Origin of the sequence: Humisphaera borealis, from assembly GCF_015169395.1 — a bacterium.
In the GTDB taxonomy this organism is placed as follows: Bacteria; Planctomycetota; Phycisphaerae; order Tepidisphaerales; family Tepidisphaeraceae; genus Humisphaera; species Humisphaera borealis.
Map to the genome: position 1 here is coordinate 6022308 of NZ_CP063458.1, position 20876 is coordinate 6043183.

Consider the following 20876-nt stretch of genomic DNA (forward strand, 5'->3'; position numbering starts at 1 on the left):
TAACTTTTTTTCCACGAGATAACCACGGCCAGGTTGGTAGGATGCGCCCGCGCGAGCCAATTGCGTTAATTGGCTTGGTGCGCAGGATATTGGTAGTTATGCAGCGGTACCCGATCATCCGCCGGCTCATCACGATTGCGACCGCCTCATCTCTCGCATTGCTGGCGGCGCTGGTCGCGATTTGGGTGCGCAGCTACGGCGCACACGACCGGATTGTGTTCTCTGCGCCGACCGATCGCCTGTGGGACATCCGAGCATACGACGGGCGAATCTTCGTGAACGTGATCCATGGCTGGCCGGGGCCGCAGCCGCTCCGGTGGTGTGGCGATCGAAATCCGAAGGCGCCCGGCCCGCTCTACATGCAAACGGGAAGCGGCGAATACCCCCTCGGGTCGACAGAGTCGCGGTGGTTTGGTTTCGCGGTCACCAATGTGTACTACCAATTCGCCCTCAATGCAGAGGGGAAGGGCTACGTCAGCGATGCCGACGGCGCATTGCCCGTGCGGCCGATGTATTTCTGGCGCGAGAAGCGGACGGAGATGTTTCCCGTGTCGTACTCCAAGGGATTGCAGTGGCAGTCCGTCTATCTCGGCCGGTTCGTCGTATATGCCGCTGTTCTTGCCGTCGCACCCGCATGGCGCTGGGCGCTTCGGCCCGCGCTGGTCATGATTGCCGGACTCGCGGCCCGCAGGCGTAAACGTGCTGGCTTGTGTTCGCGTTGCGGTTACGACCTGCGCGCAACGCCACTCCAATGTCCCGAATGCGGAATGCGAGTTGGCCTCCCGGCCGCTGCATAACCCGCCAATGCACCGGACCGGGCCGGCGGTATAGTTTCTGTCGGTCGAGCGCGGCGCGGTGCCGGCCCGGCCGGTGATCGGCCCTACGTTATCCCGCCTATGGACGCACTCTCACAGGTCGAACAGAAGCACGTATTCGCGTTGCCAATCGCGAATCGGTCGTGCCCGCCCGGCTGAGCGTGCAGTCGACGATCGTCCTGCCGGGTGCGACTTGAAGCGCATCGCGCGTCTCGGCGAGCAGCACGCGGTCGTGCCCGGTGGCGGGGAGGTCGATGCGGCTGTTTGTCGAGGGAAGCGATGCGCGACGAAAGGCGGGGAACGCCGGAGCACATCCCGGCTCGTCGTGCGCCGCCAGGCGAATCGGGTGCAACTCATTTTGTTGGCAGCTTCCGAGTGTCTCGGGCTGCCGTCCAGTTTTGAATGGACACGGGCGGCGCAAACCGTACAATATACGAACAAAAATCCGTCGTGCCCTTGGAGCGGTCGCGGCATGCGATCTGCCGAACGTTCTTAATCGCCTGCCGTAATTCGCGCCCCGGGTCCGCCGAGCGGCTGCTCGGCTCTTCGAGATGCCGAGCAAGCGCTCGGCGGCCCCCGGGTGGCGAATGGGCCCGAGTCGAGGACGCCTGTTCGTTCGCGATGGCAGGTTTGATCGATGGGAAAGTCCGGTTCGACCCGAGCGATTTAAATCTCCCGTGGTCCGATTTCACCACGAAGGCAAGCAGAGCACGAAGAAGCATCAGGCAATGAGGACGCCGGTCGGAAACGGCTCCATCGCTGCCGCTTCGTCGTGACCTTCGTGACTTCGTGCCTTCGTGACTTCGTGGTGAAATCGGACTTCCAACGGGCAACCTTCGAGGTCGGCGGACGTCGCGACCGGACCCGGGGACTGCTCCGCGCCGGGTTCGTTTGGCCATGTTGGCGTATGACAAGCGCGATCTCGGGTTCGTTCGGCGGGATGCCCCTGGGTTCGTTCGGCGGAATGGCATGGGCCTATACGCATGCCCGTGTCCTGCGGCGTCCGACGCCCACGGGCAAGAGTACTTGCCCATGCCACAACGCGATCGAGTCTTGGGTTCGTTCGGCGGGATGCTCTTGGGTTCGTTCGGCGGGATGGCCTTGGGTTCGTTCGGCGGAGTGCCCTTGGGTTCGTTCGGCGACGGCGCGTTAGGTTCGTTTGGCGGGGTGCCCTTGGGTTCGTTCGGCGCGCCCACTATTTGGGGGAAGTCCAGGCGTAGCCGAGTTCATTCTCGGGTTCGTTTGGTCGAGTAGAGGTGCCGTGCGCGGCGTGGCAGGGCAGTCTTCGTGAGACGCCTTACGCCAAGCACTCTTGTTCGTATTCTGTACGGAATTTATTTGCAAAATGCAGGCGGGAAGGAATAATACACGTTCACAGGTGGACAGAATCGTGGATAACCTGTTTTTTGGCGAGAAACAGTACCGCGAAAGCCGTCCGCCGCACGACCAAGAAAGAGCCGGGCATCCGTTCCCCCGAGGTTCAGTCGGGAATCATCCGTGAAACGGCTCCGTTCTTGATCGCACGACATCCGGCGCAGCACGCTGAAAGTCCGTTTTCGCTCCGTTTCCCGGGTCGCCTTGACGCTTTGCGTCTTCGTGGAGGGTCAGATCCACGTCGACCGTCATGACGAGCCTGGAAACCCTTCCCGATCGATTCCGTTCGATCGAGGTTGTCCGAATCGCATCGGGCTCCGCCCGACGCCTGTTCGAGTGCAGACCGATAGCCGTTCGGGTTCGGCGACATCCGAACCAAAAGGGCGTCGTCTGGTTTTGGTGCACTGGCCTGGCGATCCTTCGCCGTGCCCGCACTGGAAGTTCCCGCTCTCAGCGGAGCGGATGCCAATGCGTCGCCTGTCTTCGATGCCCGGGGCTGAGTCCCGGTGCGGGCGACGCGGCAAGGGATTGCTTATGTCGAGCCTCTGCAGCCCGATTCTCTCGTTTGCCCGGTCGCGCCGGCCGCCGATCGGGCCGCCTGGCCATCCTGGCTGGCAGTTGCTCGATCGACGGTCGGCGACAACGCGGAACGGTATGTCGAAGGGCGGCTCACAACCCGACCGCCGGCCTCGGACATCGCCGTGCGCGACCTCCTCAAACGATTCGGCACACGCTCACGTGTGGGCCTTCACGTCGCACCGGTCGTCTGTTCTGCGCGGCCCGACAACTGCCGGCGCGAACCCAGACCACTGGCGGCGTCCACATCCGTTTGGACGTCTGCTGAGGAAAGACCGCTGCCAGTTCCATCGCTTTGGCATCCGTGCCTGGGCGGCGGTTGGCGCAGGGCAGGCCGGGCATCTTGCCCAACCAACGCCCCTCGACGGTCGCGCTGCTGAACGCTTGGTTGTAAAGTTCCGCCAGTCGTCGGCGGCTATCACGAGACGCCCCATGCGCCTCGTCAGGACATGTACTTCGGCCCGCGCGCCTCTTCCCGGGCGATCGCAGACTCCGGCACCCGTACTCCCTGACAACGTCTCCCGACCTGCCGAACGCTCCCTGTTCGACATTGCCGACCGAATGACTCGGTCATTGCACCGCCGGCGGGGTGGGTACCACGCTCGGCGGATTCTGTCGGGCCTTCTTGCCCTGGAGAAAGATCTCCAAGGCTCTGGACTCGAGTTCCGCACGGCGGTCTTCCCAGGCCGCGCGGCTCCATATCTCCAGGTGATCGCGGACACCGACGAGTGTCAGTTCCCGCGTCATGCTTTCGTCCCGGAAGATCCGTTCCGGGAGAAGCACTCGGCCTTGTTTGTCCCACGGCAAGCGGGACGCCATGCCGAACACCATCTGATTAAACGCGAGCATCTCTTCGCTCGGAATCATTTCGCCAGGCTCGTTCATGTGGAGGTTCTCGTACACCTTTTCGGGGTACAGCCACCACACCCGGTTCACGCCGCGAAAGCAGTAGAACGATTCGCCAAACTCCAACGGGATCGCGCGGCGGACCTCGATCGGGACGAGAATTCTCTTCTTCTCGTCGCAGATGATTTCATATTCGCCAGTCAGGACTGGGTGCGGCATTCTGTACTTGCTCCCATTCCTGTTCTTTTCCTTCCCGACGTCTCCATTTTTAACCCTTTCTCCCCACGATGTGAAGTGAAAAGCCAGTAGACCGTCCAGAAAATGTTCTGAAGGGGCTCAAGCCCCACAGCTGATCGTGCCGATACGTCCTAATTGCTTTACCGGACGACACTTCCCGGCTCCGTTAACGCCGCGTGTCGTTTGTCGAATTACTGTGGATAAGTTGTGAGTTAAAGCGGGAAGCTTTGAAGGGCGCTTTTGGCGGGTTCCAACTCTGCTGGGTTTCGAGAGGTCGGGGCGGCCGAAAACAGGCTCGGGCGGCGTTCTGGGAGAGAAGTGGAGAGAAATCCTGTGACGAACATCACGCCGGAGGGTCCGCTGGCCGCCGGTCTTGGCGGCCTACCTCCAGCAGGATCGATGTTGCCGACCTCGGGCCAGCCAAATCGCCATCCCGAGCAGGACGACCAATCCCATCGGTAACGCTTCGGCCCAGTTGGCGGTGCCGGCGACGCAATTCCACGCAAGAGGCATGGGAGCAAAGGCCGAGGCGTAAGGGAGGCTACTTAGGTCGGGCGATCCGAACTCTGTAACAAGATAGAGCAGCAGGGGGACGCCAATCGCCAGTAGGATGGCCACCGCCGTAACCGTCTGTCGAATTGCGACGGACTCGAAAGCGGCGATCCAGACGAACAACGCGACGATCCAGGCCGTCACTACGAGCCCCGAAAGGACTGTCGCCGAAACCGGTGTGGCCGCGAGGCCTCCCGCCAGCAGCAGGCCCGGCCAGCAGGCGGCGACGACGACGACCAGGGTTGCCGGCGACCGCGACAGGAGCGGGGCGAGCATGGCAGCGAATCCGATCTGCCCGGCAATCATCAGTTCCGGCAGCATGGTCGATCCCGGAGGCATCGACGCCGCCAGCGGAACCTGCAACAGCCCGAGTGCAAGGAACCCGCACTGAACGACAAGCCAGGCAACAACCGCGACCGGCGACACGGCCCAGCGCGGATCGGGTCCGGTGAGCGGCAGGGCCTGACTTGAAGGCGCGGGCGCCGCGCGGACGGGGCCCGGGGCCTGAACGGCAGAGGTTGGTGCGGGGAACTTGGTCACTGATTCAGCGTCCTTGTCGCCCCTGACGGGTTTCACGATCCAGGATTCTACCGTCCGCCGTCGGCATGCGCACCCTCCTGCGTCGCCGGCTGAGCGGGGTAGGTCACGGTTTCGAAACGGATGTCAATCCAAGGCTGGCCGGCATCGATCCGGCCGAACTTGGCAACGATCTGCTTCATGACTTCCAGCTTGCGCTCGACGGTCACCTCGACTATGCGGTCACTCCGCTTGATCGCGGTGCCCCAGCGGATCTCGCTGCCATGGCGGGTCATCAGGACAATCTGGGCCTCCCGTTGATCCAGACGACCGCCATAGTTCGAGACGTTGATTCGAAGGACTTCCTCGGCGAATGGCAGCCCGTGCAGAAGCCGCGCCAGGTCGATCCCGGCTTGAAGGTCGTCTCCCGCCCACTGCTTGCCGGCAACGACCGGGGCCGGGTTGCGGATGCCTTCGATGATCCGCAGATTTACCCGGCCGTTGGCAAAAAGCAGTTGCCCGAGCTGATCGGCATCAAACCACTCAGGTAGCTTGATGCCCTTTTCGTCGACGAACCAATAGCGGGAGTCATTGTCGTAGACCAAAGCGACCGGCGTGCGGAAGTCGCAGTCGACCTCAATCGTGTCGCCGGCCGATTCGCGGAAGGTCCGCCGGACCGAACGCACCTTCGACACCCAGGGGTTGGCCTTCAGCCGAGCGTTGACGTCAACCAGGGCGTTCCGGTCGAAGACCGACGACGCCTTGCCCGGCCGAAATGATTCGCAAAGGTTGTGGGCGACCAGGTCGGTCATCCAGGCCGGACGACTGACAAAGGCGATCGTCGGCAGGGTCGCGACCGATCGGTCTGCGATCGTCTGCCGAAGATTGCCGACCAGCCAGGCAAAGCCGCCTACGAACAGGATCGCGAAGGTGGTGTTGATGGTGGCGCGACGTATGAAACGCCGACGCGCCAACTCGGCGTCGGTCTCCGGCCGTATCGGGGGTGCTTCACGTCCTCGGCGGTTGGCGGCTTTAGCCATGGTGGGTGCAACAGCGGAAACCAGGGAATCAGAACGGTCCGCGGGAGGTCTTACCCGGCGATGCGTTGGCACGCCGAGAGGTCACCCGCATCCTTCTATTCGGCAAGGCGGGTCCGAAAACGTCATCCAGATTTCGATTTATCGGACTTTGTGCTGGGGCTTCTCTGAGCCACGAAGGGGTCACGCCGTTCGAGCGCCTCTCACGGCCGCGCGGGCGGCCAAGCGGTCCACCAGGGGCCCGAACGCGATGCCGGCATGGGCGGCGGCTTCGGGGAGGAGGCTCTTGGGGGTGAACCCCGGGAGCGTATTGATCTCCAGAAGGTAGGGCGCGAAGCCGTCGGCCTCGTCGAGCATGATGTCGATCCTCGCAAGGTCCTTCGCGCCGACGACCGCGTTGGCCTTCTCGGCGAGTGAACGACATTTCTCGATCACCTCCGGCGGCAGGCCGGTATCGAAACGGTGCTCGGTGTCGTTCCGCTTGTACTTGGCCTCGTAGTCGAAGAACTCGACCTTGGGAATGATCCGAATGGGCGCGAGCGGCTTTTCTTCCAACAGGCCGACGGTCAGCTCGGGCCCGGTGATGAACTTCTCGACCAGGCACAGTTCGTGCTTCGCGAGCACCTTGCCGATCGCCTCGGTCGCCTGGGCTTCGGCCTCGGCGGGCGCTTTGCAGACGTAGACGTCGATGCTGCTGCCCGACCCGATCGCCTTCACAACGCAGGTGCCCGGAATCCCGGGAATCTTGTCTCCCTTGCGCAGCGTGAAGTAGGGGGGTGTCGGCAGGCCGGCGGCTTCCCACGCCTTCTTGGTGGTGACCTTGTTCATCCCCAGGCGAGACGCCTTGGACCCCGAACCGACGAACGGCAACCCGCGCGCTTCCAGGATCTCCTGCAGCTCGCCACTCTCGCCGAACTCGCCGTGCAATACGGGAAAGATCACATCCGCCGGGTGATCGAGCCCGGCGAGATTCGTGGGAGAGATGTCCGATTCGAAGACGTCGTGCCCCATCTCCCGCAGCGCCTTGGCGACGGCCGCGCCGGAGACCAGCGAGACTTCACGCTCGGCCGAAGGGCCGCCGAGGAGGACAGTGACTTTCATACGACCTTTCTGCGAACGACGGACGAACGGATGACGAATGGCGGAACTCGAATCACAAATGCAGCGTCGATCTCCAAAATCTCAACTCTCGGATTGCCAGACGCTCATGGATCATTGAAGACCTGGCTTTTCACTCGCCATTCGAATTTCTTCATTCGTCATTCCCCCGTCACGCCCATACTTTCACTTCGCTCTCAAGGTGGATCTGGTTCTTCTCCCAGACCTTCTCACGAATGATCTTGACCAGCCGCATGACGTCGTCGGCCTTGCATCCGGGGTGGGCGATGATGAAGTTGGCGTGCTTGGTGCTGACTTCAGCCCCGCCGATAACCATGCCCTTGAGGCCGGCCTGGTCGATGAGGGCACCGGCGCTGAGGCCGCGCGGGTTCTTGAAGATGCAGCCGCAGTTCTTGGCGTTCAGCGGCTGCGTGTTCCGCTTGTACATCCAGATTTCCTTCGTCCGCTTCATGATGCGGTCGGGGTCTTCCTCGTCGAGCTCGAGGGTTGCACCCAGGATGAATGGTGCCGAGATGTTCGTGCTGCGGTAGTCGAAAACCAGGTCGTCTTTCGTGCGGTCGAAGATCGTGCCGTCGGCGGCCATCACGGTCACGCGGGTGACGACGGCGCCGAGGTCGCCGAACTTTCCGCCGGCGTTCATGCGGATGCCGCCGCCGATCGTGCCCGGAATGCCCGCCAGGCATTCAACACCCGCCAGCCCGGCGCGGACGGTTTTCAGAACGAGCTTCTGCATGTCGGCGCCCGCGCCGACTTCCACATTGATGCCGTTGATCTCGGCGGTCTTCCAATGGTCGGCGTCGAGCCGGAACACCGCGCCGTTGACGCCGTCGTCGCCGACCAGCAGGTTTGCGCCCAGACCCAGTACGTAGATCTGAATGCCGTTCTCGACGCAGCGGATCGCGGCGTCTTTGAGCTCTTCAACGCTGCGCGGCTGCACGAACCACTTCGCCGGCCCGCCGATGCGGTACCAGGTGTGCGGTGCGAGCGGCTCGTTCTCGCGAACGAAGGATTCCAGACCGGAGAATGGGCCGACGAGTTGCATCGTGGACATGGGTCCTTGTCATTTGTCACTTGTCATTGGTCACTTGCCGCTCGTCATTGATGTTCGCGCATGCTCGAACAAATGACGAGTGACAAGTGACCAATGACAATGGGCTTCAGCCCGCCACCAGATCCCTTCCGATTTCCCACACGTTTCCAGCGCCCATCGTCACCACCAGGTCGCCTTGGCCGATCGTCGCTTTCAGATACTCGACGATCGCCGGAAAGTTGGCCAGGTGGATCGCGTGCTGCCCGCTGGCGTTCACACGTTCGACCAAGTGCTGGGCGCTGATTCTGCTCTTTTCTTCCTCGCTGTCGCGGACGAAATAGATGTCCGGCACGATTGTTTCATCCGCCGACGCAAAGCTGGTCGCGAAGTCTTCCAGCAGGAACCGCGTTCGGCTGTGCTGGTGCGGCTGGAAGACGCAGAACAGCCGCTTGGGCTGATACCGCTCGCGTAACGCACGCAATGTGGCGCGGATTTCCGTCGGGTGATGGCCGTAGTCGTCGACGACCATGGCGCTGTTGCATCGGCCCATCTCAGTCATTCGGCGGTCCACGCCGGTGAACCTGCCGATCACGTCGGCCGCCGCCTGGGGGTCGATCCCACAGGCATGACACGCGGCGACCGCCATGGTTGCATTAAACAGGTTATGCGCGCCGGGAATCGAAAGCTTGATCGTCGCCGCAGCTTTTCCTTTGTAGACAATCTGGCCGGCGTGCCGACCGCTGTCGATCGACGTGACACGCGTGCTCCAGGTCGCCTCGCGGTCGATCGCCACCCATTCAACGGGGGTCGGCAGGTCGCCCAGCGCCTGGCCCACGCGGGCGTCCTGGCCGTTGGCGATCAGCAGGCCGTCCGGCGGGACGAGCTGCGCGAACCGGCGGAACGACTGCACGATTTCGTCAATGCCCGAATAGCAGTCGAGATGGTCTTCTTCAATGTTCAGCAGCAGCGCGACGGTCGGTCGAAGGTTGTGGAAGCTGCGGTCGTACTCGCACGCCTCGGCGACGAAGGACTTGCCCGTGCCGCTGCGACTGCCGACGCCGCCGAGCTGCGGCGACGTCCCGCCGACGACAAAGCTCGGATCGGCCCCGCACTGCGTCAGGGCGTACGAGATCATCGCGGTGGTCGTGCTCTTGCCGTGCGTGCCGGCGACGGCGACGCCCAGCCGTTCCTGCATCACCTGGCCGAGCATCTCGGCGTACTTGATCGACTTGATGCCGTACCGCTTGGCGGCAAGAAACTCCGGGTTCGCCTCCGGCACGGCCGCCGTGCGAACCACGAGATCGACATCCGCCGACAGCAGCTCGCCGAGCTGAGAGCGCGAGACTTTCACGCCGCGTTTGATCAGGTCGAGGGTTTGTGCGTTGGGGTTAGGATCCGAGCCGGTCACGACCGCGCCGCAGTCGAGCAGAATGCGGGCAAGCCCGTTCATGCCGGACCCGCCGATGCCGATGAAATGCACCCGTTTCCCGGCGAACCGGCTGGGGAGCGCTTTGCCTTCGGAGGATGTGACGCGCGAATCCATTCGCGATGGGGTGTAGACCTGTTCCATGGTCGCGAGGGATGGTAACGGATGTTTCGACAGAATTGTAGGGTGGGCTTCAGCCCACCGAGCCGTATTCGAAGATGAATCCTGTCCGCCGGAGGACACCGCTCTCGATCACGATAGATCGGCTTTCAACCCCTCGATAGACGAACGAAAAGGAACACAACCGGGAGCGTCGAGATATGCGATGGGCTGAAGCCCACCCTACAAATTACGAAGCCAATCCCACCAACAACCGCGCCACGCGCTCGGCCGCGTCCGGCTTGCCGATCGCCTTGGCGGCGTCGGCCATCTTCTGGCGCTTGCCGGCGTCGTACATGAGCTGTTCGATGACCGGCTGAAGCTTCGCCGCGTTCTTGGCCCGGTCCTTCTCGTCGTCCAACAGCACCGCGCCGCCGGCCGACACCAACTGCTCGGCGTTCACCTTCTGGTGCATGTCGCGGTGATACGGGTATGGCATCAGGATCGAAGGAATGCCGCACGCCGTCAGCTCGGCGCAGCTGCTGGCACCGCTTCGGCTGATCGCCAGGTCCGTCGCCGCCCACACATCGGCCATCGCGGGGGTGAAGTCGATCACCCGGCTCGTGACGCTCAGGTCGCGGTACCCGGCGCGGACGGCGTCGGCGTGTTCGCGGCCGGACAGGTGCAGCACCTGCCAGCCACGCAGCGACATGCCCCCGAGCATCGTCAGCACCGCTTCGTTCACTGTCCGCGCGCCCAGCGAGGCACCGGTCACCACCAGCGTCTTGAGCATCGGATCGATGCCCAGCCGCTTGGCGGCTTCGTCGCGCGGCGGCGGGGCGGTGATGTCGCTACGGATCGGGCAGCCGGTCATCTGCAGCTTGCCCCGGGCCGACGATCCGACAAAACCCGACGTCGCCTCGAACTGGCAACAGACGGCCTTCACCACGCTCATCAGGAATTTATTGGCTTTCCCCGGGATGACATCGGGGTTTAGCACCGCAGTGGGGATGCCCTGGGCGGCGGCCTTCTTCACGGCCACGCCGGCGGCGTATCCACCGAGGCCCAGTACGGCGGCGGGGCGGCGGTCGGTCAGCAGCTGCTTGACCAGGTCCTTCGTCTCGCGCCAGCTCTTGTAAAACTTCAGCAGTCCGCCGACCGAACTGACCGGCGGCACGATCGGCTGGGGAATGAACTCGAATCCCGTCGGCTTCAGGATGACCGCATCGATCTCCCGCTGCGTGCAGAGGAAGACCGGCCGCACGTCCGGAAGCACGGCGCGCATCGCCTCGGCGACCGCAATGCCCGGGTACAGATGTCCGCCGGTGCCCCCGCCGGCGAGAAAGATGGTCAACGGTTCGGCCATGAGTGAGTCAAACAGAGTACGGCCAGAGGCTCCATCAGGCCAGCGAGCGCGTTAAATGATCTCGTCTTCGGCAGCCTCGCGCACGGCTTGTCGGAAAGCCGCGGTGCGTCGGGCCACGGTCGCTGAAACCTCGGTAAGCCACGCGATGAAGGTCTGCCACCGGAACCAGGGAGCCGAAGTGAGGAATGGTTGTGATATCCACATCGTGTCTTCCTTCTGACAGTTCGTTGCCGCCATCAGACCGCCGGAACCGCCTGCAGGGTCCGCCTTGGCGGACGCGACGACTTGGTTTGCCGATTCTCGCCCTGTTCTCCGTCGAGAGCCTCCGCGTCCGCCAGGGCGGACCCTACGAGAGCATCGGCCCGGGCGGATGCTGCGTTTCGCGCATGTCGTGTCACGCTGTATAGCAATCCGAGTGCGGCCGAGGTGATGACCATCCCGCTGCCGCCGGCACTGATAAGCGGCAGGCTCAGGCCCTTAGTCGGCACGCTCACCGTCGCGACGGCGATGTTGATCGCGGCCTGCAGGCCGACCATCGAAGCCACGCCGAACGCCAGCAACCGGCCAAAGTCGTCGCGGTTCCGCCGCATGGTTTCCCACGCGACCAGCAGAATGCCCAGGTAAAGGGCGACCACGAGCACAGCGCCGCCCAGCCCGAGTTCTTCGCAGATCACTGCGAAGATGAAGTCGGTCGTGTCTTCCGGCAGGTAGCCGAGCTTCTGGACGCCATTGCCCAGACCCCGGCCGGTCAGCCCACCGGTCGTGAAGCTGAGCAGGCTCTGAATCATGTGGTATCCCTCGCCCTGCGGACTGGCGTAGGGATCGCGGAATGCCAGGATTCGGCGCAGGCGGTAGTCCTTGGCGGTGATGAACCAGATCGCGCCCGCAACCGCCGGGATAAGAATGATCGAGATGTGCCACAGTTTTACGCGCCCCGCGAGGAGCATCGTGAGAATGCACATCCCGATCAGCGCTGCGGTGCCGAAATCCTGGATGACCACCAGCAGGCAGAGGATGCCGACCGCGGCGATCACCGGCATAAAGCCACCGACGAACTTCTGCATATCGGTCCGCGGCCGGGTCAGCCACCAGGCGGTGAAGATGACCGCGCCCCACTTGGCCAGTTCGCTGGGCTGAACCTGGATCGGCCCGAGCTTGATCCACCGCCGGGCACCGTTAATCGCCGTGCCGATGCCGGGAATCAGCACCGCCACGCAGGCGGCCGTCGCGACGACCAATATCCAGAACACCGGCGAGGCGATCAACGGGCCATCGAAGCGTGCCAGCCTTCGGTAGTCGATCCGCCCGACAACAAAGTAGAGCCCGGCCGCCAGCGCGACGTAAAGAAGCTGCTTGGAGCCCAGTTGCGTCCACCGCCAGAGGCCCGGGCGGGTGACGGTCAGTATCGTCGGCGCGCTTTCGACGCCTGATTCGTCCAATGCCGTCACGCGGTAGACCGCCGCGTCGCCCTGGGGGCCGGTCGCGTCGTGATACCTGGTGTGGGGTTTACGAAGGGTGTCGAGCAGATCAAACGGACCGGTATCGGACCGGCCGCGATAGATGCGATAGCTGACGACGGCCGAATCGCGATCCGGGCTCCAGGAGAGGTCGATGCCGTCGGCCGAGGCCGCCGCGACGACATTCACGGGCCGCGCCGGCGAGGTTTCCCGAGGCCCGGCAGGGTCGGGAGCAGGAGCGCGGACGATTGCGCCGCTGAGCGACGTCGAGGCGCTCTGCACCATCACGGTCCCGAACGCCAATAGCGCCAGAACACAGAGGGTCAGCAGGTCGCGCGACCGCAGACGATAGATCGAAGCTTCCACTGCGCTTAGTTATCGGACGGAACGGGTGGGAATGTTGAACGTCGATCGTCGATTGTCGGAAAAGGCTGACGTGGGATGAGGGGGCCGCACCGCGCGGCGGCACCGCACAGTCTGCCGACAATCAGCGCGCTACATCTCTGGATTGGCTCAACGTAACTTGATCGTCGCGAGCGACATTGCCGCCAGCATCGCGCCGATCAACCAGAATCGCACCACCACCTGCGTTTCGGTCCAGCCCTTCTTTTGGAAGTGATGGTGGATTGGCGTCATGAGGAAGATGCGCCGGCCCTCGCCGAAGCGCTTGCGGGTGTACTTGAAGTAGCTCACCTGCATCATCACGCTGACGGCTTCCATGACAAAGATGCCGCCGGCTAAAACCAGCACCAGTTCGTGCCGGATCACGATCGCGACGTAGCCGATCAGTCCGCCCAGCGCCAGCGAGCCCGTGTCGCCCATGAACACTTTCGCCGGGTGGCAATTGAACCACAGGAAGCCCAGGCACGCGCCCATCATCGCGCCGGAGATGACTGCCATTTGCCCGCTCGCGCGGATGTAGGGGACGAGCAGGTAGTTGGCCAGTTGCGGGATGCCGACAACCAGTGCCAGCACGAGAAACACAAAGCTGACGATCGCCATCGTCCCCGACGCCAGGCCGTCCAGGCCGTCGGTGAGGTTGACGGCGTTGCTCGAACCCGTCATCACCAGCATCGCGATGACCAGGTACGCCGCCAGCGACAGGGGGACATAAACGTCTTTGAGGAACGGGAAGTAGAGCCGAGTCGCCTGCGGGATTTCTTCGCCGTGGCGATAGGTGAAGTAGGCCAGCAGCAGGCTCAGTCCGACCTGGAACAGGAGTTTTTCTCGCGACGTCAGTCCCTGCCGCGACCCGGTTCGACGGCCGGCGGTCAGTTTCAGCCAGTCATCGGTCGCGCCGACCGCGCCCAGCCAGACGACGCAGATTAGTGCCATGCGGACGTAGAAGTTCTCCAGATCGGCCAGCAGCAGCGACGTGAGGACGATCGCCGCGATGATCAGCAGGCCGCCCATGGTCGGCGTGCCTTTCTTGCTGGACATCAGCTTGTCCATCTCGGCCTGGTCGAACGTCGCCAGATCGCCGAGCTTCTGCCGGCGGAGCCACTCGATCACCCGTCCGCCGAAGACGATGACAATCAGAAAGCTGAGCACCAGTGCGGCGGCGCTTTGGAAGGTCGGAGCGTTAAAAACGCGCAGGAAACCCAGGCTGTGGCTTTCGAGCCAGTCTTCGAAGTATTGGACGAGGAGATAGATCATGAAGCTCAGAGTTCAAATGACGAATTGCGAAAAGTGAATGACGAATGAACCTTCAATACCCAATCGTTGCCGCTCTGGTCATCGCAACGTGGAGTGTCATTCGCCAGTCGCTTTTCGCTATTCGCCATTCAGCTATCACACCGCCGCACGCACGTTCACCTGGCACCGAAACGCCTCGATCGCTTGCGCCACCTTCTCCAGTCGAATGCCGCGCGAGGCTTTAATGAGCACCAGGTCGCCGGACTGAACATGGTTCGGAAGGTCGGCGGCGGCCTGCTCGGCGGTGTCATAGTGGACGACGGCAGCGGGGGACATTCCGCTGGCAACCGCCGCCTCAGCCATCAATTTGCTTTGCTCGCCGACACACGCCAGCCAGTCGACGATCCCGCTGCCGGCGAGTTCGCCGATTTCCTTGTGATAGCGTTCGCTGCTGCGGCCCAGTTCGCGCATGTCGCCGAGGACGGCAATCCGGCGACGGCCGACGTTCAGCGTCGCGACCGTTTCCAGCGCCGCCCGCATGCTGTTGGGGTTGGCGTTGTAGGCGTCGTTGAGGATGTGAATGTCGTGGACCGCCTTGAGCTGCAGCCGCATGTCGGGGCCGGTCGCGTGCCGCAGCCCTTCGAAGATCGCCTCTTCCGGCAATCCCAGACGACGGCCGACCGCGATCGCCGCCAGCGCGTTGGCGGCAGTGTGCCTTCCCAGCAGCGGGACGAACACCTCGCGATTGCCGTTGAGCATGAACCGCACGCCGGTGTCGTCGCACTGCACGTCGGCGGCGAACAGGTCATTGTGATCGCCGAAGCCGAACGTCAGCCGCTTGCCCTGATAGTGCGACACGGCGGCGACCAGCTCGGCGTCGTCACCATTGACAATCAGCAGGCCCTTGGGCCCCATCCCCTGCGTGATCGCGGCGTTCTCCAATCGCACGCCGCGAATGTCGTCCAGGCCTTCGAGATGTTCCGCGCCGGCATTGGTGATGACGGCGATATCGGGCTGGCTCATCTCGGCCAGCGGTGCGATTTCGCCGTGGTGGTTGGTGCCGACCTCCAGCACCAAGTAATCCTGCGCCGGGTCGGCGGGGAAGATCGTCAGCGGCACGCCGACGTTGTTATTGAAGCTCTTGGGCGAAATGCTGCCCCGCAACCGGCCACACAGGGCCGCATGGATCAGCAGCTTGGTGCCGGTCTTCCCGTTGGACCCGGCGACCGCGATCACCTTCGATTTCATCTGCAGCCTGACGAACTTCGCGAGCTTGCCCATCGCGGCGTAGGTGTCGGCAACCTGAAGAACATAAACCTCCGCCGGAACTACAACGCCCTCAGGTACGCGCTCGACCACCAGCGCAACCGCGCCGCCATTCACCGCCTGCAAGAGATGCTCGTGGGCGTCGAACCGCTCGCCCCGCAGGGCGATGAAGACCGAACGCTTCTGCATCATCCGCGAGTCGGTGCAGACGGCATCAACGGTGGAAGCGTCTTCGGGAAGCACGCAAAGCGGCTTGCCACCGACGGCCTGGCGAAGTTGTTGGAGGGTGATGGGACGCATGTGTCACGCCGCCTGTCGGTAGCGAATGCTCGGGCAGAAGAGGCGAATATCGAACATCGAACTTCGAACACCGAACTTCGTATGAGGAGACTCGGTCTGGGCCCTTCCCATTCGGCGTTCGGTGTTCGGCGTTCGATGTTCGATGTTCGCCTTTGATTTCATTGATGCCTCACGCCAACACGCCGCGTATCGCCGCCGTCGCTTCTTCAACGTCGTCAAAGTGCCGTTTCTCGGTACCGATGATCTGATAGTTTTCGTGGCCCTTCCCGGCAATGACGACGACATCGCCGGGCTCGGCATCGGCGATGATTCGGCGGATCGCCTCGCGACGATCGGGCTCGACGACGGCGCGATCCCGCGCCGCTGGTGACAAACCGGCGACGACCTCATCGATAATCGCCAGCGGGTCTTCCGTCCGCGGATTGTCGCTGGTGATGTAAACCGCATCGGCGAGCCGTTCGGCGGTCGCTGCCATGCGGGGGCGCTTGGTGCGGTCGCGGTCGCCGCCGCAGCCGAACAGTACACGCAGCTTCTTTTTCGTCACCGGCCGGGCGGCGCGGAGCACATTGTCCAGGCCGTCGTCGGTGTGGGCGTAGTCCACAAAACACGCGAACGGCTGGCCGGCGCGAACCGGCTGCAGTCTTCCCGGCGCGCCGATCGCGTTTTTCAGTCCGGCGGCGATCTGATGCACGCTCAGACCACAGGTCTCGCCGGCGATCGCCGCCGCGCCCAATGCGTTTTCGATGTTGTGACGGCCGATGAGCAGCAGGCTCATTTCCGCCGTGCCGTCGGGCGTCTTCAGCATGAACTTCGTGCCGCCGGCGGTGGTCGCCGGCATCAGGGCGGCGTAGTCGCAGTCTTCGGTCAGGCCGAAGCGAACGACGCACGCCTTCGCATCCCGAACCATCCGGTCGGACCAGGGGCTGGCGGCATTGACGACGGCGACCGCATTCTCGCCGAGCGAGTTGAACAGCGACGCCTTGGCGTCGGCGTACGCGTCCATCGTCTTGTGGTAGTCCAGGTGGTCGCCGGTCAGGTTGGTAAACACGCCGCCGGCAAAGTTCACGCCCGCGGCCCGCCCCTGGTCCAGCGCGTGGCTGGAGATTTCCATCGCGCAGAACCCGCAGCCGTTGTCGCGCATCGCGGCCAGGTGGTCGGCGATGTCGCACGCCGAGGGGGTCGTCATGCTGGCTTCGCGGACGGATTTGCCGTCGTCCACCTCGACGGTGCCCACCAGGCCGCACTTCAACCCTATGCGGCCCAACAGGTGGCGGAGCAGGTAGGTGGTCGTCGTCTTGCCGTTGGTTCCGGTAACGCCGATGACTTTCACGGCCCGGTCCGGCCGGCCGAGCAGCGTCATCGCGAGTTTCGAGGCGGCGGGGCGGATATCCCGGGCGATGACCTGCGGCAGAGGCGATTCGACCCTCGACGCCACCACGGCGGCCACCGCGCCGCGGCTCCGGGCGTCTTCCAGGAACTTCGCGCCGTCGGTCTTGCCGCCCGGACGCGCGACAAACAGATCGCCCGGCCGAACGAGTCGGCTGTCTTCGCGAACGGCGTTAATGGGAACGTTGGGAACCCGGTCCAGATCAACCGGAAGGGAGGCGGACCGCAGCAGATCGAACAGGAGCATGGGACGTCCTTTTCCCGGAAACATCGGCAGATCCGAGGCTCAATGCCGGATGAAATGCCTGCGGCATCCGTGCCACGACCGACCGCCAGAGATTATCAGGACCAGCAGGAGGGTGCAAAGGGGTGCGACGCGACCCGTGCAGGGGCAGAGGGCAATCGCATCTCCTTTTGTCGATGGTTGTGTTTTGTACGGGTTGCGCTTTCTAACTTCTCTCGCTATCACTCCTTCACCGGTCGCGAAGCTTCGCTGGTAACAACTTTCATCTCCTGAAACGGAGCTTCGCCATGGATGGCCCTGCGACCAGTGGTACCCTGCGCGCGTTTTCCAACCTCCCCGATCCTCGCGGCTGCAACGTGATTCACAAACTCCACGACATCCTCGTCATCTCCGTCTGCGCCGTTATCTGCGGCGCCGACGGCTGGGTCGACGTTGAACTCTATGGCAAGAGCAAGCTCTCCTGGCTTCGAACCTTCCTGGATCTTCCCCACGGCATCCCCTCTCACGACACCTTCGGTCGCGTCTTCGCCAAGCTCCATCCCGACGCCTTCGAGCAGTGTTTCAACGCCTGGGTCGGCGCGATCGCACAGTCCGCCGGCGGACGACTGATCGCGATCGACGGCAAGGCCATCCGCCGGTCCTTCGAACACGCCTGGGCCAGGAACAACATGACCCACATGGTCAGCGCGTTCGTCGACGCCCACCGGATGGTCTTCGGCCAGGTCGCCGTGGATGACAAGAGCAATGAGATCGAGGCGATCCCGCGGCTTTTGGGCCTGTTAGACATTCAGGACGCGACGGTGACGATCGATGCCGCCGGCTGCCAGACGCAGATCGCCAGACAGATCGTCGATGCCGGCGGCAACTACGTGCTGTCGGTGAAGGAGAACCAGCCGAGGACCAGGCTTCGCCTCGTCCGACGCTGCACGCGAAGGTCAGGAAGCTGCTGGACGAAGCGATCCTGGGCGGCATGAAGGACGTGAGCCACGGCGTCCACGAGGAGTTCGACGCCGACCACGGCCGGCTGGACACCCGCAAAGTGTGGGTGATGGACGAAGTGCACTGGCTCGGCGACCTATGTCAGCAGTGGCCGGGACTGGCCGGCGTGATCGCGGTCGAACGCAAGCGGGAGGTGCTTGCCGGCAAGAGCAGCGTCGAGCGGCATTACTTCATCAGCAGCGTCGCAGGGACCGACGCCAGGGCGATGGCGGCGGCGATCCGCGGCCACTGGGCCATCGAGAACAAGCTGCACTGGCAACTGGACGTGAGCTCCCGCGAGGACGAGCGGCGGATCCGCAAAGGCTATGGTGCGGAGAACTACTCCCGGTTGTGCCGGCTGACGCTCAATCTTCTCAAGCGGGACAAGAGCATCAAAAACGGGATCCACGGGAAACGGTTAAAGGCAGGTTGGGACGAGCACTACCTGCTCCGTCTGCTAACGACCTGAACATGCAATCGCCCTGTGCAGGGGCATCTCATGGCTGTCGCAGGAAGGGTTAACCCCTCACGGCCGACATGGTTGACCGCGACGCGAACCGGAGCGCGACGGACCGATTTCCGAACGATTTCCGACCGTTGCCAATCGGGGAAACTGCCCTATACTGTGCCGTGCGATAAAAGTCCGCAAACCACCGCGCCCAGCGCGGTGGTTTGCGTTTTCTCAAGAGTCACGTTTTGACCCAGCCGGGCCACGAGCCCGCCTCAGTTTCAGCTTGCACGCGGGTCGCCTGCCACGGCGACCCGGGACTGCGATCGAAGGAGCGTTTGCCATGCAGATAGTCAGCCCCGATGAGATGGAGCGTCTCCAGAAGAAGCGACAGGAGCTTTACGACCAGAAGCTCGATGTGCAGGACCGCATTCGCAAAGCTGCCGCCCTCGGCGACCTCTCGGAGAACGCCGAGTACCACTACGCCAAAGAAGAAAACCGCACCATCGGCCGGGAGCTGGCCGAGCTGGAATTGAAACTACGCACGGTCCAGGTGGTCGGCACCGACAACATCCCCAAGGACATGGTCTTCCTCGGCCATACCGTCAAGCTGCTGGACATGGACGACGAGAGCGAAACCATCGTCCGCCTGGTCGGCGAAGCCCAGCCGCCGACGGCGGGTTCCGACGTCACCGACGTCTCGGCGACCAGCCCGATGGGCGAATCCCTGATGAAAGCCCGCGTCGGCGAAGTCATCAAGGTAAAGGCGCCGCGCGGCACGATGGAATTCAAGATCGTTGAGATCCTGTAGGGTCCGCCTTGGCGGACGCCCGGACGACTGCAAAATGCAAAACATGCAATGAGAATTGCAAAATGAAGTTGCCGATCGGTCGGCATGGTTCATTCTGCGTTTTTCATTGCATGTTTTGCATTTTGCATTCCGGGTGTTCCGGTCTTCATCCTCGTTGATTCACTCGCGTTCAACGCCGGCCCGACTCTCGCCCGGCACCACCCACACCATCTGCTTCTCGGTCTGCTGCCGCAGCAGCGTCAGCGGAATCCGTTCGCCCACCTTTTCCTCGGTCAGAATCCGCTGCAGGTCGTCGATGTGCCGCAGAGGCTTGCCGTCGAGTTCCAGCAGGACGTCACCTTCGATCAGGCCCGCGGTATGGGCCGGGCTGTCGGGCTCTACGCTGACGACAAGGATGCCCGTCTCTTCCGGCAGGTTGTGAAAGCGCACCACCCGCCGGTGGAGGGGCACGTTCTGCCCGCCGACACCGAGAAAGCTGCGCCGCACCCGGCCGTCGCGTATCAGCCGGCTGGCGATGAACTGCGCCGTCGCCGCGGGGATAGCAAAACAGATGCCCTGCGCGCCGGCGATGATGGCGGTGTTCACGCCGATCACCCGGCCACCGGAATCGACCAGCGGTCCGCCGGAGTTGCCGGGGTTCAAAGCCGCATCGGTCTGGATGATGTTGTCGGCGAGCCGTCCGGTCTTGCTACGGAACGAGCGGGCCAGATTGCTCACCACGCCCGCCGTCACGGTGTATTGGAAGCCGTACGGGTTGCCGATCGCAACGACAAGCTGGCCGACCTGGATGGCATTGGAATCGCCGAAGCTGACCGAGGTCAGGTTAGGCGCCAGGATCGATATCACCGCCAGGTCGGTTTCGGGGTCGTCCCCGACCAGCGAGGCCTCGTATTGCCGACCGTCGGCGAGCGTGACACGGATTTTCTCCGCACCGTGGACGACGTGGCTATTGGTCAGGATCAGGCCGTCCGGCGTGAAGATGAACCCCGACCCGCTGCCGCCGTTGGGCATTTCGAACTGCTGTCCGGTCCGCCGATCGACGACTTGGCGCGGGGCGTGCTTGACCTCGATATTGACGACGGCGGGCGAGGCCCGGCGGGCCGCACCGGTCACCGCGCGGCTATACGCATCGAGCAGATCGGCGTCGCCCAGGCCGGCGTCGCGCCGTTCGGCCGCTCGTGACCGATCGCCGACGTCAACCGCCGATGCGATACCGGCACTCGTCCCCTCGGCCACGGCGGCTCCGGTGCTGTCGTTCAGAACGTATTGCAGAATCCGATTCGTGTGTTGCATGGCAAACCTCTGGTATCGAGCCACGGCGGACGCGGTGCCGCTTCTCAACCTCGTTGGATGCGCAG

General features: G+C 63.4%; 16 protein-coding genes. 4 read left to right on the forward strand and 12 right to left on the reverse strand.

The window, feature by feature from the left end:
• The first annotated feature begins 98 nt into the window (after positions 1–98).
• The gene (locus IPV69_RS22695) at positions 99–797 is read left to right on the forward strand and encodes a hypothetical protein (protein WP_206292014.1); all 699 of its coding nucleotides are present in this window, start codon (positions 99–101) and stop codon (positions 795–797) included.
• Positions 798–3335: 2538 nt separating this feature from the next.
• Here the strand turns inward: IPV69_RS22695 and IPV69_RS22700 are convergent.
• The 11 genes from IPV69_RS22700 to IPV69_RS22750 form a co-directional block, all read right to left on the reverse strand.
• On the reverse strand, positions 3336–3830 hold the full coding sequence (locus IPV69_RS22700; RefSeq protein ID WP_206292015.1) for a division/cell wall cluster transcriptional repressor MraZ: 495 nt from the start codon (positions 3828–3830) through the stop codon (positions 3336–3338).
• Between the two features lie 399 nt (positions 3831–4229).
• Complete coding sequence (locus tag IPV69_RS22705) at positions 4230–4940, reverse strand: hypothetical protein (protein WP_206292016.1); 711 nt, start codon at positions 4938–4940, stop codon at positions 4230–4232.
• Positions 4941–4987: 47 nt separating this feature from the next.
• On the reverse strand, positions 4988–5956 hold the full coding sequence (locus tag IPV69_RS22710; protein ID WP_206292017.1) for a cell division protein FtsQ/DivIB: 969 nt from the start codon (positions 5954–5956) through the stop codon (positions 4988–4990).
• 180 nt (positions 5957–6136) lie between these two features.
• Positions 6137–7054 (reverse strand): D-alanine--D-alanine ligase family protein, encoded by a 918-nt coding sequence (locus tag IPV69_RS22715; RefSeq protein ID WP_206292018.1) that lies wholly within the window; start codon positions 7052–7054, stop codon positions 6137–6139.
• 169 nt (positions 7055–7223) lie between these two features.
• The gene (murB, locus tag IPV69_RS22720) at positions 7224–8123 is read right to left on the reverse strand and encodes a UDP-N-acetylmuramate dehydrogenase (protein WP_206292019.1); all 900 of its coding nucleotides are present in this window, start codon (positions 8121–8123) and stop codon (positions 7224–7226) included.
• Positions 8124–8229: 106 nt separating this feature from the next.
• Positions 8230–9672, reverse strand: coding sequence for a UDP-N-acetylmuramate--L-alanine ligase (gene murC / locus IPV69_RS22725; RefSeq protein ID WP_206292020.1), 1443 nt, complete (start codon positions 9670–9672; stop codon positions 8230–8232).
• Between the two features lie 205 nt (positions 9673–9877).
• Positions 9878–10993, reverse strand: coding sequence for a UDP-N-acetylglucosamine--N-acetylmuramyl-(pentapeptide) pyrophosphoryl-undecaprenol N-acetylglucosamine transferase (locus IPV69_RS22730; RefSeq protein ID WP_206292021.1), 1116 nt, complete (start codon positions 10991–10993; stop codon positions 9878–9880).
• A gap of 236 nt (positions 10994–11229) precedes the next feature.
• Positions 11230–12816, reverse strand: a complete 1587-nt coding sequence (locus IPV69_RS22735) for an FtsW/RodA/SpoVE family cell cycle protein (protein WP_206292022.1) — start codon at positions 12814–12816, stop codon at positions 11230–11232.
• A 147-nt stretch (positions 12817–12963) separates the two neighbouring features.
• Positions 12964–14106 (reverse strand): phospho-N-acetylmuramoyl-pentapeptide-transferase, encoded by a 1143-nt coding sequence (gene mraY, locus IPV69_RS22740; RefSeq protein WP_206292023.1) that lies wholly within the window; start codon positions 14104–14106, stop codon positions 12964–12966.
• A 135-nt stretch (positions 14107–14241) separates the two neighbouring features.
• On the reverse strand, positions 14242–15651 hold the full coding sequence (locus tag IPV69_RS22745; protein ID WP_206292024.1) for a UDP-N-acetylmuramoyl-tripeptide--D-alanyl-D-alanine ligase: 1410 nt from the start codon (positions 15649–15651) through the stop codon (positions 14242–14244).
• A gap of 169 nt (positions 15652–15820) precedes the next feature.
• Positions 15821–17284 carry a UDP-N-acetylmuramoyl-L-alanyl-D-glutamate--2,6-diaminopimelate ligase gene (locus IPV69_RS22750; RefSeq protein WP_206292025.1) on the reverse strand — a complete coding sequence of 488 codons (1464 nt, stop codon included), beginning with the start codon at positions 17282–17284 and terminating at the stop codon, positions 15821–15823.
• A 284-nt stretch (positions 17285–17568) separates the two neighbouring features.
• Here IPV69_RS22750 and IPV69_RS27620 point away from each other — a divergent pair, with 284 nt between their 5' ends.
• The 3 genes from IPV69_RS27620 (at position 17569) to IPV69_RS22765 (ending at position 19518) form a co-directional block, all read left to right on the forward strand.
• On the forward strand, positions 17569–18255 hold the full coding sequence (locus tag IPV69_RS27620) for an ISAs1 family transposase (protein WP_206290838.1): 687 nt from the start codon (positions 17569–17571) through the stop codon (positions 18253–18255).
• Positions 18252–18728 carry an ISAs1 family transposase gene (locus IPV69_RS27625; RefSeq protein ID WP_241179937.1) on the forward strand — a complete coding sequence of 159 codons (477 nt, stop codon included), beginning with the start codon at positions 18252–18254 and terminating at the stop codon, positions 18726–18728. The genes IPV69_RS27620 and IPV69_RS27625 overlap by 4 nt, the downstream gene beginning before the upstream one ends.
• A 322-nt stretch (positions 18729–19050) precedes the next feature.
• A complete protein-coding gene (locus tag IPV69_RS22765; RefSeq protein ID WP_206292026.1) occupies positions 19051–19518 on the forward strand; it encodes a GreA/GreB family elongation factor in 468 nt (155 codons plus the stop codon).
• A gap of 159 nt (positions 19519–19677) precedes the next feature.
• Here IPV69_RS22765 and IPV69_RS22770 read toward each other — a convergent pair whose 3' ends face one another.
• Positions 19678–20811, reverse strand: coding sequence for a S1C family serine protease (locus IPV69_RS22770; protein ID WP_206292027.1), 1134 nt, complete (start codon positions 20809–20811; stop codon positions 19678–19680).
• Positions 20812–20876: the final 65 nt, after the last annotated feature.

Excerpts from the sequence above, each read along its gene's own strand:
- IPV69_RS22695 (WP_206292014.1), top strand. The coding sequence starts at position 99 with ATGCAGCGGTACCCGATCATCCGCCGGCTCATCACGATTGCGACCGCC.
- IPV69_RS22700 (WP_206292015.1), bottom strand. The coding sequence starts at position 3,830 with ATGCCGCACCCAGTCCTGACTGGCGAATATGAAATCATCTGCGACGAG.
- IPV69_RS22710 (WP_206292017.1), bottom strand. The coding sequence starts at position 5,956 with ATGGCTAAAGCCGCCAACCGCCGAGGACGTGAAGCACCCCCGATACGG.
- IPV69_RS22715 (WP_206292018.1), bottom strand. The coding sequence starts at position 7,054 with ATGAAAGTCACTGTCCTCCTCGGCGGCCCTTCGGCCGAGCGTGAAGTC.
- murB (WP_206292019.1), bottom strand. The coding sequence starts at position 8,123 with ATGTCCACGATGCAACTCGTCGGCCCATTCTCCGGTCTGGAATCCTTC.
- murC (WP_206292020.1), bottom strand. The coding sequence starts at position 9,672 with ATGGAACAGGTCTACACCCCATCGCGAATGGATTCGCGCGTCACATCC.
- IPV69_RS22730 (WP_206292021.1), bottom strand. The coding sequence starts at position 10,993 with ATGGCCGAACCGTTGACCATCTTTCTCGCCGGCGGGGGCACCGGCGGA.
- mraY (WP_206292023.1), bottom strand. The coding sequence starts at position 14,106 with ATGATCTATCTCCTCGTCCAATACTTCGAAGACTGGCTCGAAAGCCAC.
- IPV69_RS22745 (WP_206292024.1), bottom strand. The coding sequence starts at position 15,651 with ATGCGTCCCATCACCCTCCAACAACTTCGCCAGGCCGTCGGTGGCAAG.
- IPV69_RS22750 (WP_206292025.1), bottom strand. The coding sequence starts at position 17,284 with ATGCTCCTGTTCGATCTGCTGCGGTCCGCCTCCCTTCCGGTTGATCTG.
- IPV69_RS27620 (WP_206290838.1), top strand. The coding sequence starts at position 17,569 with ATGGATGGCCCTGCGACCAGTGGTACCCTGCGCGCGTTTTCCAACCTC.
- IPV69_RS27625 (WP_241179937.1), top strand. The coding sequence starts at position 18,252 with ATGAAGGACGTGAGCCACGGCGTCCACGAGGAGTTCGACGCCGACCAC.
- IPV69_RS22765 (WP_206292026.1), top strand. The coding sequence starts at position 19,051 with ATGCAGATAGTCAGCCCCGATGAGATGGAGCGTCTCCAGAAGAAGCGA.
- IPV69_RS22770 (WP_206292027.1), bottom strand. The coding sequence starts at position 20,811 with ATGCAACACACGAATCGGATTCTGCAATACGTTCTGAACGACAGCACC.